Genomic DNA, 15,020 nt, shown 5'->3' with positions numbered 1-15,020 from the left:
TTATATCTATAGTATTAATTTTTATTAATATTGTCAAGCAATATTTCCAAAACTAGTCAATAAAAAACCCCCTAAATCTAACAGATCTAGAGGGTTTGAGATAGTATATGGAATGTAAAGCTAACTAGTTACTAGAAACTGAAGCAAGCTTTTTATTGTACTCAACATTCAACTTACTTACTGCATATAACCATAAGAGTACTATAAATGTAAATATTACAGCAAAATATGGTATTGCTTCAGCAAACGTAAGTGATGGGAATAGTATGAACGTAGTTGATTGGATAAATGCGCCACCAGACTTACCAAGCCTTCCTCCGATCACATCAACCGCAGCCTTACCTTTTGATTTCATCTCATCATCAAGAGGAATATATGACATCTCTTTTGTTGGATCAAATAATGAATATTTTGTTCCTTTTCCTAAAACTTGCTGCCATGTTCCAAGAGATACAGCAAACGCTAGCGCACCACCACTTAAGAATGCAGATAAATATGCAGAAATAATATCATCAAAAATCACAAAGCTGAAGAATCCAAGACCAGTCACCAAGAACATTAAGGGAGTAATAAGGGCTGCTGTTTTCCAAGAAAGCTTACGTAAGATATTACTGCCAATAAGCATGAAAATAATTGTTCCATAACCTTGAATAATCTGGAAATTACCCATAAAGTTTTGATAAGATTCAACAGTTGGATATAAAGCTCTTGCTTTAGCTTTCCATGCTACCTCAACTAAATTTGTTGAAATACTATAGGAAATAATCAATAAAGCAATTAAAGCTAAATATCTTGATGAGAGAATCATTTTGAAACTTTCACCTAAAGAAAGTTTCATTTTTGTCTTTTTAGTTTTCGCGCCACCAGCATCTTGATAAGGCAAAACTCTTGTGTTAAGCCAGTAATAAGACATAACGATTGCAACCGCACTGATTGCCGTCATTAAGACTTTAAACTTAGTGGTTTCAATAGGGTCAGCCATTTGCATTTTTAATACGCTACCAGCTATTGGCAAACCAAGATTTCCAAGCATACCAAACATAGCATAGAACCTTTTAGCTTCAGCTGTTGCTGTTATACTATTAGCAAATTGCCAAAATAGTAAAGATACCATTAAACTTCCCCATAGTTCTGCAACTACGTAAAAAGAAGCATAACTCCACTTGCCCATGATTTTGATAAACCACTTCCACCTATCATATTGAGCAGCTAAAGAATCAATCCATACTTGATCAGGATGTACGACTGTAGGATTTGGATATATAAATAGTGCAAAGGCAAGTAAATATGCTATAAAAAATGCCGATATTGCATAAAACACTCCGGCTGCATTTGTTACGTTGCAGAGCTTACTGTAAACAATCATCGCCAAAACAGCAGAAGGCAATACTACATAAAACTTTAAGAAGTTTATTGCTTCAGCACCAATATTAACAACTATCAAACTGTCTTTGATTGAACGAAGAACAGCATAGTTAAATAAAATACACATCATCATAAAAGCCATTGGCAAAAACTTAGGCAATTCCTTGTTTTCGATAGGCCACACAGCATTTTTCAGCTCTTTAGCAAAACTAGACATATTAAAATAAATTAAATTAAACTACAACATTCGGCTGACATAAGCTAAATCAAACACAAAATTTTACAAAAAACTTGTCGCAAGATTTTGCTAACTATCATAACCATTACTTCACGAGAAACACTTTAACATAAAAGAACATACAGCGCAACAGCATCAAGATTATTTGTATTTTCTGTAAAATATTAATAGCATCCATACAGGACAATATGAGTTAAATTAACTACCTATGTTTGTAATTTTATGCTTTATAGGTCTTAAACTTTGAGTTTATTACCTATTTTAAGATATAATTCAAAGAGTTTAATTAAATGGTGAATTTTATGCCTATAGAACAAAAATATTTAGATTTAATTGAGGCTGTAGAACAAGGAGATACGACAAAAGTAAAAAAATTGCTTAAAACAGGTATTGATGTTAATTATAGATTTCCATCAGAGGGTTATAATTATGAACTTACAGGAATTCTTAATAAAGGTACCATATTACACTTAGCCACAGAGAGACAAAATGCACAAATAATGCAAACATTAGTTGATGCTGGCGCTGATGTCAATGTATTAAATAATGCAAAATCGAGCCCTTTCGCACTGGCAGGGAAAAAAGTACAACACATCTTACTCACAAACGGAGCAAATCCAAAACTGTCATTTGGTGATAATACACCATCCCTCGTTTTTCGTAACGCAGTAATGAAGGAAAATGATATAGAAACAGCACGAGTAATTGCCAGGGATACCGATGTAATAAAGGGTTATGTTGGCCCTCTTGATTTTCGCAATAATATATTGACCTATTATTTAGAAAACACATTTGAGTACGACCCTAAAATGATAGATTTTCTTCTTGAAGCCAAAGCAGATGTAAATAACCAAAATGCCAAAGGCCTAACTCCCTTGACGATTGTTTTAGAAGCCTTTGAAGGAGAAGAAACAATAAAAGTAGTAGACAAACTTTTAAAAGCAGGAGCCAACCCTAATATGAAGGATAAAAATGGTCTTAACTATTTTGACAGAGTTCGGAATCATAGTGCTTTAGATCCAAAAGATAAGGAGGCATTATTAAAATTAGGCGATGATTATATAAAGCCAAAAAAGTTCATTAAAGAAAATAATATCAAAAATTTCGATGATCTTGATAAAAAAGCATTCGAAAAGATATATGAAGATTTGAATAAAGCAGCAAAAAGACCATCCATACTTCAAAGAGTAAGGAGGGTGGCTAAAAAGTTAGGAGAAAAAGTTAAAGGACTGCGTTCAAAGAAAAATTCTAATGGTATTGAAAGATAAGGGTTATCAGCATAGTTACCTCTTTATCTTCATTGCTGTGTATGATAAAAAGGCAGAATTAAAACAAGAGGTAATAAAAAAACTTGGCCACAATCTCAAGGTATAGAACATCTTCTCATGGTAATAAACATTTTAACGCTCTACTGGAATTTGATTCAATACAACGAGCTGCAGAGGAATCTAGAGGTTTAGAAAAAAGTTATTCAGCGGTAACACCAGAACTAGCAAGACAAACCCAAAGCATAGCAGAGGAAGCAAAAAATCCCAAAACAACAAAAGTACTTAATTATAGAAGAAGCTTTAGTAATAATGATCGAGGATTGTAACGGTGGCAACAATATAACCCTTTGAAAACTATTATAGGCGCCTATAGGCGCCATTAACAAAATTATAATTTATTACATATCTATTCCTAAAACTTAATAACAAAATTATTAGAAAATATTTTACTACTCAAGACTTCATCTAGCACCATTCATCACCACACAATCTTGTCCTGCATGACTAAGTTTTCTACAAATATTAATGGCAGTATTAAAATTTGGCAAATTACTTAAAGTCATATGATACAAAGCTCTATCTTTAAAATTTTCAATCTTTACACTTTTAGTATATTTCTCTAAGCTCGGTTCGATGCTTACCATATGACGAAATACTTGATTGGATTTTTCTTCGATTACATAATAGCCCAAATCAAGGTTGTATAGACTGTGGGATTTAGGTTTACGAATTTTATAAATCTGCGTCTCAGGATATGATGTGACTTTAATACCTTCATAATCTATAACCTCTGATTTCTCAATAAATTCATTTATAACGTCCTCAACGATACTATTAGATTCTAAATTTAAATCTAAAGGTTTTTCTTGATCCAATATTTTTGTACTTATTTTGTTATTGTTGTTGATATCGCTAAGATTTTCATATACTGATAAATTAAGTTTGGTCATTTTAGATGGTACATTTTTAGCTTTACGAGACTGACCATCATAAAATATTATGATAGGAGAAGCATTCTTATTGTAGAAAAATATTCCACTTGCGACCAAGATAAGAAGTAGCATTAAGAAAGCAGCTTTAATAATTTTCACACGAAAAACTATAAATTAAATGTTAAATAAAAAATATTTACCCAATACCTTAAGTATTATACGAATTTTCATTACTCCTATCATAATTATAAATTTTTATTTATCTAGTTATTTAGATGACATAGTAATGACTTACAGGATAAATGGCATTTTATTTTTTATTGCAAGTATAACAGACTTTTTAGATGGTTATATAGCAAGAAATTTCGATATGGAGTCTAATTCTGGAAGAATATTGGATCCTATTGCAGATAAAATACTTGTATCCAGCATACTAATAATGCTTGTCAAATTTAATAAAGCTCACGAAATACCTTGTATTCTAATACTTGCCAGAGAATTAACAATGTCAGGAATAAGAGAGGCAATGGCAGACCACAAAATTCAAATACCTGTCTCGGGACTTGCAAAAATGAAAACTTTTTTGCAGATGATTGCTATCTTAGCTCTGTTAATAGGATCAAAAGGATCTAATATTCCACAACTTGATACTTGGGGTAACTATTTATTATGGATCGCAGCAATATTGACGATTGTTACAAGTATTCATTACCTGTTTTTTGTTGTTGATGCATTAAATTCCCAAAAATCTGACTCACATGGTATTTAAGTGACTTTCTAGTAAATATTTTAAATATTTTGTAGCAAATATTAGCTTAGATGCTTGTACCCAAAACTTATTGCTATATAATCTCATTAAATAATAATGCAAAGAGTAAATTTTTATGAAAAAACTTCTTTTAGTATCTCTGTTTACAACATCTTTAATTGCTTCAGGAGCACTGGCAGCAAAAAATAATCAATCAATCGAAACAAAATATACTAATTCTAAAACAATTCTATCCAGTGATAGTGCTAAAATTTTAATTGCCCAAGGCAGCGCAAGGGGTAAAGGCCAAGGTGGTCAACCAGGCGTTCCAGGAGGTCGAGGAGGAGCTCAAGGCGGACAAGGAGGCGCTCCAGGCATGGGTCAAGGCGGTCAAGGCGGACAAGGAGGCGCTCCAGGCATGGGTCAAGGCGGTCAAGGCGGACAAGGAGGCGCTCCAGGCATGGGTCAAGGCGGTCAAGGCGGACAAGGAGGCGCTCCAGGCATGGGTCAAGGTGGCCAAGGCGGACAAGGAGGTGCTTCAGGCATGGGTCAAGGTGGCCAAGGCGGACAAGGAGGTGCTTCAGGCATGGGTCAAGGTGGTCAAGGCGGACAAGGAGGCGCTCCGGGCATGGGTCAAGGTGGCCAAGGCGGACAAGGAGGCGCTCCAGGCATGGGTCAAGGTGGCCAAGGCGGACAAGGAGGTGCTTCAGGCATGGGTCAAGGTGGCCAAGGCGAACAAGGAGGTGCTTCAGGCATGGGTCAAGGTGGCCAAGGCGGACAAGGAGGCGCTCCGGGCATGGGCCAAGGCCGCCAAAGCGGACAAGGAGGCGCTCCGGGCATAGGTCAAGGAGCTCCTAATAAAGCTTTAGATTCAACAATTTCTGTACCAAGCCGAAATTTGCCACAATTACCCTCTAGAGATCAAGCAGCAGATAACACATCAAGTACATCAACCCCAAGTTCTTCAAGCTCTAGTACAACACCAGATGCAACATCTAATGCTACAGTAACAAACACACCAGCTCCAGCAGCTTCAGGTGCGCCAGCTCTAGCTAACACACCTGCACCAACCAATACAACCACGTCTGGATCAGCCCCAGCTACTACCGTTACCACTACACCACCAGCTGCTCCTACTCTTACTGGACCAGCACCGGTATCAACAGTACCTAGTACTCCCGCAGCCGCAACACCAGCTAGCACTCCTGCATCAACAGATACTACGGCAGCAACACCGACTAGCGCTCCTGCATCAACAGACGCTACAGCCGCAACACCAGCTAGCACTCCTGCATCAACAGATACTACAGCAGCAACACCAGCTAGCACTCCCGCATCAACAGACGCTACAGTGGCAACACCGGCTAGCACTCCTGCACCCGCAGATGCTACAACAACCACGGCAACTACAAAAGATTCTAACAGCTCAGGAAGCTTAACAATCCAACCAGCTACTGTAAAATTTAAAGGTAAAAACGCAGCTATTTATCTTACTTTAACAAATGGCACCTCATTACCTATCACCTTAACTGATATTTCAACAACAGGGCCTGAAGGTAAGGGATGTAAAGCAGTCTTACACAAAAAAACTGTAGATGACGAAGGAACAACCGGTATGGATGAAGTAGGACAACTAACAATTAATCCAGGTGGAACATTAGATTTTGCTCAAGAAGGTTTGCACATAATGATAACACGATGCGCTAAAACTCCAAAAACCGGCTCAACATTAAATCTCACATTAACTTTTGATTCAGGTGCCACTCAAAATGTACCAGTAGATGTTGTAAGCAAAATGTCAAAATAAATAAATTGACACGTTAAGGCATTAACTGATTTGAATCTTTTTAACGACTTTGATATTATATATATTAAGCTGAAAAGTTTCCAAATCAGTTAATGTTATTTTAAAGTTTATATGAGTCCTACGATTTATCTCCCCAAAATATTCTTAGTTTTTCAAAAACTCCTAAGAGCTTTTTAAAAGCTTTTTCCAATGGATACAAAAATCAGTCTTTTTATACAAAATAAACAATGGGAATCCTACCCAGACCTTAATGCTAGCTTTATCAACAAGATCTTTCAGTTAATAATAGATAGTTTTTTAAGCTTAAAATCATTTAAACTAATAGAAGCCTCGGTTTTTCTATCAAACAATAGCTACATTAGGTATTTAAACAATAGATATTTGCATAAAAATAAACCAACAAATGTCCTAGCATTTCCAAAGATAGAATTGGACTATAAAGACTTACATCTACCTAATTTAAAAATACAAACTGATAGCCTCAATTTAGGTGAAGTGATACTTAGCTATAATACTTGTTTTATAGAATCTAAAAAATTATCCGTTTCTATAATTAAACACTGTTCACATCTTTTAATACATGGTTTTTTACATCTACTAGGTTTTGATCATATCAAATCTGATGATGCAAAAATTATGGAAGAGATGGAGCGTATAATTCTCTCGCAGATAAAATAATTTATGCCCAATACAGACCGACACTCAAATATCTTTCAAAATTTTTTTAATAAGATATACAATTTTTGGAAACAATTAGCTTATATACACAAGCAGAAAGATCTATATTCCAACGCTCTCGATAAGTTACTAAGCAAAGATGATAAAATTGATGATATGTCAAAACTCATCCTGGAAAACTATGTACAATTTATCGACAAAACTGTAGAAGATATTTTGATCCCAAGATCAGATGTGTTTGGGGTTAAATCTACAGCAACTATTGCCGAAATAAATCAAGCTTTAACTAAACACTTTCATACACGCATCTTAGTATACGAAAACAATTTAGATAATGTTGTTGGTTTTATCCACATTAAAGATCTATACAAGAACTTTATCACTGGCTCTACCTTAAAGCCTTTGGACTTAATTAGAAAACCTTTGACAGTTGTAGACTCCACTAAACTAGTTAAGCTACTTGCTCAAATGCAAAAAGACCGCACGCATTTAGCTGTTGTGGTCGACGAGTATGGAGGTACAAAAGGAATAGTCACAAACGAAAATGTTATAGAAGCATTGGTAGGAGAAATTCGTGATGAACATGACCGAGCACCTAACGATAAAGACGAGTATCAGCTTCTCGATGAAACCACACTAATTATCAATGCACGAGCCAGGATAGAGAAAGTGGAGGAGCTGTTAAATATAGACCTGCAAAAAGATCAATATGACTGCGATACAATTGGGGGCTTGGTCACTGCTATTGCTAATAAGGTACCCCCTATTAATACTGTAGTTACTGTTAATGAAAATGTGCAAGCAGAAGTAATAGATGCCAGCAAAAGATACCTTAAAACAATTAAGGTAAAAGTGTTACAAGATGCCTGAATTACCCGAAATAGAAGTCATTAAAAACTATCTCAAAGGTATTTTAATAGGGAAACAAATTACTAAAATTAAAATCCTAAACCCTAATTTACGTTATAAAGTACCTGAGGCAATTAATCAGATCCAAGGAAAAAAAGTAACTTCCTTGCATCGTCAGAGCAAATATTTGCAGATATTTCTAGATAATGGCCTAGCACTAGTAATACATCTTGCAATTAGCGGACGTATCTTAAAAAAAGACCTAAACTATCACCCTATCAAACACGATCACGTCATCTTTTATTTTAATGATTTTACTTTAGTATACAACGATGCTAGAAGATTCGGATTGATAGATATAATATCTAAAAAAGAACTCAAGAAGCATAAACTATTCGCACACCTAGGTATCGAACCTTTAAATCTTGACGTATCTTCTCTGAAGCAAATGCTTAAAAAATCTAAAAAACCTATAAAGCAGTTTTTGATGGATAATCAGAGGGTTGTAGGAATTGGTAATATATACGCGAACGAAATATTATTTTACAGTAAGATTAACCCTCATATTAGCAGCCATAATCTATCAGATGAACAAATTCACACTTTGTTAAAACAAATTATAAAAATTTTGACCAAATCTATTCAATTAGGAGGATCTTCAATTAGAGATTTTATGGATCCGGCTGGAGTTAAAGGAAGATTTGCTGAAACCTTTGCGGTATATTCGCGCTCTAATTTACCATGCAAATTATGTAAAACACCAATTAAATCAGGGAAAATACAAGGTAGGTCCACATTCTTTTGCCCTTTATGTCAGAATGTAGGATGATAAAGATAAAGAAGGCTTAAAGCCTTACTTTATCTTCTTCTTTCTCCAAAAAATGAAAGTAAACTTAAAAATAAGTTTATAATGTTTGTGTATATGAAGAGAGCTGCAAAAACAGCTTGTTTTTGACCAATCTCGCCTCCACCTGATGCGTAGTATATCGCTTTAAGCCTTTGTGTATCCCATGCTATAAGTCCAAGGAAAATAAAAATTCCAAGGAAGGAGGTTATAAAATATAATTGCGCACTACCTATTAGCATATTTATCAATGAAGCAACAAAAATCGCAAGAAGCCCCATTGAGAAAAAAGCACCTGCAGAAGTTAAGTCACGCTCTGTGGTATATCCATAGATACTAATTGAGCTAAATGCAGCTGCACATATGAAAAATGTTTTCACAAGAGATGCGCCAGTATAAACCAATCCAACCCAAGATATACTAATACCTATACTTGCTGAATAAATCCAAAATAACATCTGTGACTTTTGAGAGTTCATCGCATGGTAATTGGATGACATATATATAGATATTAAGAGCGGCATAAAATTCATTAGCCAACCGAATGAAGTAACACCATAAATCATACCACCTGGCCCTACGTTATAAAGCATACGCGTTAAAGGCTCAAAATTTAAAGCTCCAAAAGCGCTGATACCAGTAATAACTAGTGCCAAAGCAATGTAGTTATAAATTGATAAGAAATATTTTCTTAGACCTGGATCGAAAACTTTTTTGGCTTGTGTTGTGTAAATATTTGAGAACATAGGCATAATAGAAATTTAAAGTTACCTTTACCATAATTATAGTATATTTACTAAAATATTACAATACCTTAAGGAGTTAAAAAGCATAAAATTAAGCACCTATACGTCTTTTGTATCACTAACTTATCACTACATTCAATTCCAGGTTAAATTAAAAATGCTTAGTGTAATCTTTTTGATTGGCACTTGATCTAAAAAAGTCTAAATGGTAAAATCCTATTTTAGCATGGCGGGATAGCTCAGTGGTAGAGCAGCGGGATCATAATCCGTTGGTCGGGGGTTCAAATCCCTCTCTCGCTACCAATCTATTTTCCAAATGTTTTCATGCTATCATATTCCTTTACACAAAGGTTTTAAAAGCCACAAAATCAAAACAAATTCTTACTGCTAAAATCAATAATTTGCTAATTCTACCTTTCATTCTTTAAGAATTTAAGACGCATTAATAAATATAAAAAATTTATAAACTGATTAAATAATCTTAAAAAATAACAGTTGTGCTTTGCTGGAAATTTTATTCTAATTAAAGGTAAGGATCTTACAATTGTCATACTACCTATATGAAAAAGCACTTATTTAAGCGTCAATTTTCAAAGAAAAATGCCTTCCTTTACAAAATATTCTGTGCTTCTATCTTGGGATCATCTTTATTAGTACAGGATCAGTTAGCAACTGCCGGCCCTAAACCAGATAGACAAGAAGAGCGCTATAAAGAGGTGGAAAATGATCCTTTCATATCAAATCAACCGATTGGCAAGATCCAAGCCTACGTTTCTAAAAGCACATTACCAGACAAGTTTACTAATGTAAATTTTAAAGACAAAGTACATAAAAGACCAAATGGCGGTCAAGGAGGCGGAGGAGGAAGTAATGATAAAGGTCCTACCCAAGATTTTAGAAAACGCGATAATACTAATACAGAACAGAAAAATTCTATTCCTAACATTATATCATTAAGTTCAAACGAAATTTATGTAAATAAGGATCATCAATCATCCACTCATCTAAAAGAGATGGAGAAACACCTTCAATCTAAAAGATCAAAGAACAAAATAGAATACAAATCTGATATAGAGGCTCCAACTTCTCCCACAAATAATCCTTTTGGATGGTCAGAAATATTATGCTATAGCCCAAAATCCACAAGATCCCCAACTTATCATTTTACAAAACTAGAGCAACAAGAACAACCACAACCAAAAGTAGGATCAGGTTTACTGGACAATCCATCTGGATTTGAGTCTCATGAACTCACTAACACTTCAACAAAGGAGCAAAATTCAGAAAGTACAAAACCATTAAATAAAGGGAAGAAAAACCCTCAAATATCTTCTAAAGCACCAAACACTCCTAGCTCTATGTCACCATTAAGCTCAGGTAATACTAGAGAAGACTTGCTAAAAAGACAAAGTCTTAATGATAAAACAAATAATAAAAAAACTATAGAATCTTACAGCTACGATCCCGATTATTCAGAAATAGTCAGTATACTAGAACATAATAATACTTCTCCACAATCCCAGACTAATACACCTGCGGCCAAACCCTCACCACCAGCAGGTTCAAATGTAGAGTCAAATACAAAAATGGATCAATTAACAAATCAACTTGCTGCGGCCGCTCAGGTACAAGCACCTGCTGCGGCAATAAAAGGGGCCGCTAGCGCTAAGGATAATCAACCATTGGTTGAACAGTATAATCAATTTTCTAAAGGGCCATGGTGCTCAGATTCAAGCACTATAGATACCCCTTCTAGCAAGGATGATTTATTACTATCTGACGGTTTTACGCAAACACAAAACCACCATGCTGCAACCTATCCTCCCCCTGCAGCGGGGCAGCAAAAGGGGCCCGCTGCCTACATACAAGACCCAGCAGAGACTGATTTATATAGTGTACCCCTAAGCACACTGAGCCGGATGGTTACAGAGGAAAATAGACAATATGATGAGCTAAATCCTATTTCATCTGATGCAATGACTCGATCACATAGTCAAGTATGTGGAAGTAATAACGATAAGAAGTCCCCTAGCGATCAGGAAATACAAAAGGGGTTATGGACATCTCCCAAATTACAGGCTTATCAACAAAATGAAAAAGTATTAGAGACAAATGATAACGAATTAGACCCGTTATTTTATGAATTAGATTCACATACTAATACCCCAAAAGATCTATGGAGTTCACTCAAAAACAATCTAAAACCTTACGATGATCAAGCTGTATCACAAGATGGAGAAGCCGACGACATAGAAGGAAAAGATCAACAAAATGCACAAACGGTAAAAAAGAGTGAACAAGATATACCCCAATCCAATCCTGAAGAAACTGTATTAAATAAGGATCAAGACATACGGTCAACATCAGGTAAAATACCCACACAAACTAAGGTACAGAATTATGCTAACCGCGTTAACCTAGTGCATTTCCAACTACACGCTCTGCAGGCCATAGCTCACCATATGGAGACTTGGTCGTCGCACGCCTTTACATCTTCAAATTCGGTACTACCCGCAGCTGGTGAATATGATGAAGAATCTTTACCTCTTCTTACAGGGCTAATGAAAAAAGGAACATTCGTACCATGGATCTCGGGCCATTACGGGAAAAGTATCCAAGGTAAAGTGAAAAATCATGCTGCATATAGAGCCGATTTAGGAGGATTTAGCATAGGTACAGACTTCGTACTAAACGAGTGTACTGTGCTTGGCATTTCTTACACCAAGATTACTTCCAAATTAAAATATAGACAAGATCGCTTAGGTGATAAGGAAAGCACTGATTCTCAAACCTTTACGCTTTATGGACAATACAATTTTAGCGAAACATTATTTGCTCAATCTGCACTTGCTTATACAAAAGGTTTAACGAAGCATAGTCTTAAAAACCAAGAAAGCTATAAATCATCTAGCAAAGGTTTTGCAGGATTTGTGAGCTTGAATAATGTCTTTGTGATATCTAATAGTACTTTTATAGTACCAAGAATCGGTTTAAGATATATCCAAAATAAAGAAAAAGATGTCCAAGTAGGAGATGTTAAAATTACAGGGTCTAAAAACCGCTATCTAACAGCAATATTAGGATCTAAGATATTATTTAGAAAAAACTTTGGCGAGGTATCCATTACACCAGGTTTATATGCAGGACTTGAACAACCAATTATTGTTAAAAATCAGGGAGCCAAAGCTTCAATTATAGAAGCTGGTAAAACTTTTGAATATCAATGCCCAGCTAGCAAAAATAAAAATCTATCATATAACTTAGGCGCCGAAATATCAGCTAAACGGAAAAATATAGTACTCAGTCTGTCATACCAGTGTTCACTTGCCAAAAAATACGTAAGCCACCAAGGCAGCTTAAAAATTGGCATCGCATTTTAAAAATCTGAGAATATTTAGCTACAGATAGACATTACCTTACTCTGAAAGATTTTGAAAATATCCCGACCCATCAAAGCGCACCATACTTTCAAAACCATGTCCACCATCTCGGCAAATTTTGAAACTACCTTAGTTTTTCTTGTCATACGTCTCAAATGATATAGAGTATTGTTGTTATCGTGCTCTGTGATTAAGGTATGCCCTTTTACCTATAACATAGAGTTTGAGAGTTAATACTTGTTTGAAATCACTCTGTTCATTCGTGTAAAAAGTACATAACTTTAAGGTATTTGATTTTATAATACAATTTTTGGAAGATTTTAGCATCACGACTACCTAGAATAAATCCAATAACTCCCTTTCTATTACGACCTACTGCTTTAATGTCATAAATATCATTTTAATGACAAAAATTTAATAATTAAAACTTTGGATTTTTAGTTAGCATAATTGTATTATGTTTATAAATAATTAACTTTAATTTTGTATGTCAAATAATTCACAAAATACACCCGTCTCGAACAACAAGATCCTTAATTGGTTCACAACTAAAGGAGCAGCTATAACAAAATGCATAATTAAATCACCTTATTTGATCACACACGCAGGAAAAGAGCTCTTTCATATTCAAAACCATCTCACTTCGATTCATAACAACTCCAAAGAAATGTTACAAATTATCTCTGAAGACTTTAAAGATTTTTTGCAAGTAGCAAAAAATCAAAACCGCACTGAAGAAGAGTTAACCGCAGTACAAGAGAAACTAGCATTTGATATCGCCAAATGCTTAAGACAAAATACCGAGATAATCTGCCAAATCTTAAATATTGGAATTGTGGTATTTGATTGCGTAACAGAACTAAAGGATTTATTGATCAAAGCTCAGGATAATTTAAAAGAAATATATCAAGAATCGAAAGATGCTACCTTCGAAGGAGCCTCTTTCGTTTATTCAAAGACGTATAAAGCTATTAAATATTTCACTGAGTTTTGTATACCTCATAATTTAGTCAATACCCCTCAAACAGCAAATTATCAAGTAGAGGTTTTAGATATCCCAAGCATATCAATTAGAGTGGCAGAAGTAAGAGACGACGATATTTCTTCATCAAGATCAATAATTGACACTACATTACCAGAATCCGAAACAACAGGACAAGATTCATCAGAATACGAAACCGTTTAATTTCTCCACTATATATTTTTATAGCCTATTGTGAAGGTAGTACTTTTATCATACCTTCACAATACTTTTCTTGAATACTATAACCAAACTCACACCTATAATTAATATGATTTATAATTTAGATAATAGCAATTAAGAGGAAAATTTATGTCAAAATCAGACGACGAAGATAAGAAAAATGTCCCAATTGCACCAGAAGATATGTACGAAGAATCACCTTTTGGCGAAAAGGCGAATATAAAGCATTATTCAGACATTACTCATAACACTCTATCTAAAACCTTAAATCAAACTGAATATAAAAGCTTAACTGACGAACAACTAAAAGCTCTAGATTTAGAATATATAAAAAAGAGAGAAGAAGCTGAAGCAAGAATAGAAAAAGGCAAACATAACTACTATCCTTTTACAGATATAAAATTTGATACAGCTGCAACTGCAAAGGAAATTGAAGAAAGACAAAAATTAGGGCAACCAATAGACTTCGTTAAACTCTCCCCATTCGAACCCAGAGATAGAGATGATACTACTCAGCCTCTCCAGAGTGATAGCATCTCTTCTACTATTAAAGCACCCATTCAACAAGTTATAAGCACATCCCAAGAAAATCTACCTAAAACTGTCAAGATTGATTCTAGCACTTCTATCTTAGAAGCTATAAAAAAATTTAGAGACTTTTTATGGGAAAAAATATGTAAAATATTTTCAAAACTCAAACCCAAAACTAATACAAAGAATCAAAATACATCAATCGCCCCTACACCAAACAATAAAACTGAAAGTTTTTTAGATAAGGATCCGGAATCACTGATTCATACTAAACCACAACTTAATCAAAGTAACAAAAATCAGACCAAGTCACCAAATCCCAGTCCTCATAAATGGACTAAGCAAGTTCAACAAAGAACTTCCAAATCGCCATCCCAAAACAAAAGGGAGTTATAGGTAGATCATAACCCCCTTCAAAGATATGTGGTTA

The 15,020-nt window shown here is 34.8% G+C and carries 14 protein-coding genes and 1 tRNA gene; 11 read left to right on the top strand and 4 right to left on the bottom strand.

Going from position 1 to position 15,020, the window contains the following annotated elements:
- Positions 1–124: 124 nt before the first annotated feature.
- Complete coding sequence (locus phytr_RS01165; protein WP_106874067.1) at positions 125–1,582, bottom strand: Npt1/Npt2 family nucleotide transporter; 1,458 nt, start codon at positions 1,580–1,582, stop codon at positions 125–127.
- A 323-nt stretch (positions 1,583–1,905) separates the two neighbouring features.
- On the opposite strand from phytr_RS01165, the gene phytr_RS01160 reads away from it, so the two are divergent.
- Both phytr_RS01160 and phytr_RS01155 read left to right on the top strand, forming a co-directional pair.
- Positions 1,906–2,871, top strand: a complete 966-nt coding sequence (locus phytr_RS01160) for an ankyrin repeat domain-containing protein (RefSeq protein WP_158706816.1) — start codon at positions 1,906–1,908, stop codon at positions 2,869–2,871.
- Between the two features lie 83 nt (positions 2,872–2,954).
- Positions 2,955–3,197, top strand: coding sequence for a hypothetical protein (locus phytr_RS01155; protein WP_106874065.1), 243 nt, complete (start codon positions 2,955–2,957; stop codon positions 3,195–3,197).
- Positions 3,198–3,332: 135 nt separating this feature from the next.
- On the opposite strand, the gene phytr_RS01150 is transcribed toward phytr_RS01155, so the two are convergent.
- On the bottom strand, positions 3,333–3,962 hold the full coding sequence (locus phytr_RS01150) for a hypothetical protein (RefSeq protein ID WP_106874064.1): 630 nt from the start codon (positions 3,960–3,962) through the stop codon (positions 3,333–3,335).
- Positions 3,963–3,981: 19 nt separating this feature from the next.
- Between phytr_RS01150 and pgsA the strand changes: the two genes are divergently transcribed.
- The 5 genes from pgsA to mutM all read left to right on the top strand — a co-directional run bounded on the left by pgsA (position 3,982) and on the right by mutM (position 8,714).
- Complete coding sequence (gene pgsA, locus phytr_RS01145; RefSeq protein ID WP_106874063.1) at positions 3,982–4,572, top strand: CDP-diacylglycerol--glycerol-3-phosphate 3-phosphatidyltransferase; 591 nt, start codon at positions 3,982–3,984, stop codon at positions 4,570–4,572.
- Between the two features lie 115 nt (positions 4,573–4,687).
- Positions 4,688–6,358, top strand: a complete 1,671-nt coding sequence (locus phytr_RS01140; RefSeq protein WP_106874062.1) for a copper chaperone PCu(A)C — start codon at positions 4,688–4,690, stop codon at positions 6,356–6,358.
- Between the two features lie 189 nt (positions 6,359–6,547).
- Positions 6,548–7,036, top strand: a complete 489-nt coding sequence (gene ybeY, locus phytr_RS01135) for an rRNA maturation RNase YbeY (protein WP_106874061.1) — start codon at positions 6,548–6,550, stop codon at positions 7,034–7,036.
- A 3-nt stretch (positions 7,037–7,039) separates the two neighbouring features.
- Positions 7,040–7,906 carry a hemolysin family protein gene (locus tag phytr_RS01130; protein WP_106874060.1) on the top strand — a complete coding sequence of 289 codons (867 nt, stop codon included), beginning with the start codon at positions 7,040–7,042 and terminating at the stop codon, positions 7,904–7,906.
- Positions 7,899–8,714 carry a bifunctional DNA-formamidopyrimidine glycosylase/DNA-(apurinic or apyrimidinic site) lyase gene (gene mutM, locus phytr_RS01125; protein ID WP_106874059.1) on the top strand — a complete coding sequence of 272 codons (816 nt, stop codon included), beginning with the start codon at positions 7,899–7,901 and terminating at the stop codon, positions 8,712–8,714. The genes phytr_RS01130 and mutM overlap by 8 nt, the downstream gene beginning before the upstream one ends.
- Positions 8,715–8,743: 29 nt before the next feature.
- Here mutM and phytr_RS01120 read toward each other — a convergent pair whose 3' ends face one another.
- Positions 8,744–9,475 carry a Bax inhibitor-1/YccA family protein gene (locus phytr_RS01120; RefSeq protein ID WP_234352498.1) on the bottom strand — a complete coding sequence of 244 codons (732 nt, stop codon included), beginning with the start codon at positions 9,473–9,475 and terminating at the stop codon, positions 8,744–8,746.
- Positions 9,476–9,703: 228 nt separating this feature from the next.
- Between phytr_RS01120 and phytr_RS01115 the strand changes: the two genes are divergently transcribed.
- Both phytr_RS01115 and phytr_RS01110 read left to right on the top strand, forming a co-directional pair.
- Positions 9,704–9,778 (top strand) — tRNA-Met (locus phytr_RS01115).
- Positions 9,779–10,035: 257 nt separating this feature from the next.
- The gene (locus phytr_RS01110) at positions 10,036–12,855 is read left to right on the top strand and encodes an autotransporter outer membrane beta-barrel domain-containing protein (protein WP_106874057.1); all 2,820 of its coding nucleotides are present in this window, start codon (positions 10,036–10,038) and stop codon (positions 12,853–12,855) included.
- Between the two features lie 14 nt (positions 12,856–12,869).
- On the opposite strand, the gene phytr_RS06485 is transcribed toward phytr_RS01110, so the two are convergent.
- Positions 12,870–13,001 carry a hypothetical protein gene (locus phytr_RS06485; RefSeq protein WP_267895095.1) on the bottom strand — a complete coding sequence of 44 codons (132 nt, stop codon included), beginning with the start codon at positions 12,999–13,001 and terminating at the stop codon, positions 12,870–12,872.
- 341 nt (positions 13,002–13,342) lie between these two features.
- On the opposite strand from phytr_RS06485, the gene phytr_RS01105 reads away from it, so the two are divergent.
- Positions 13,343–14,041, top strand: coding sequence for a hypothetical protein (locus phytr_RS01105; protein WP_106874056.1), 699 nt, complete (start codon positions 13,343–13,345; stop codon positions 14,039–14,041).
- A gap of 147 nt (positions 14,042–14,188) precedes the next feature.
- The gene (locus phytr_RS01100; RefSeq protein ID WP_106874055.1) at positions 14,189–14,986 is read left to right on the top strand and encodes a hypothetical protein; all 798 of its coding nucleotides are present in this window, start codon (positions 14,189–14,191) and stop codon (positions 14,984–14,986) included.
- Positions 14,987–15,020: the final 34 nt, after the last annotated feature.

Origin of the sequence: Candidatus Phycorickettsia trachydisci, assembly GCF_003015145.1 — a bacterium.
Taxonomy (GTDB): domain Bacteria; phylum Pseudomonadota; class Alphaproteobacteria; order Rickettsiales; family Rickettsiaceae; genus Phycorickettsia; species Phycorickettsia trachydisci.
This window is presented reverse-complemented; position numbering and strand designations above follow the sequence as displayed.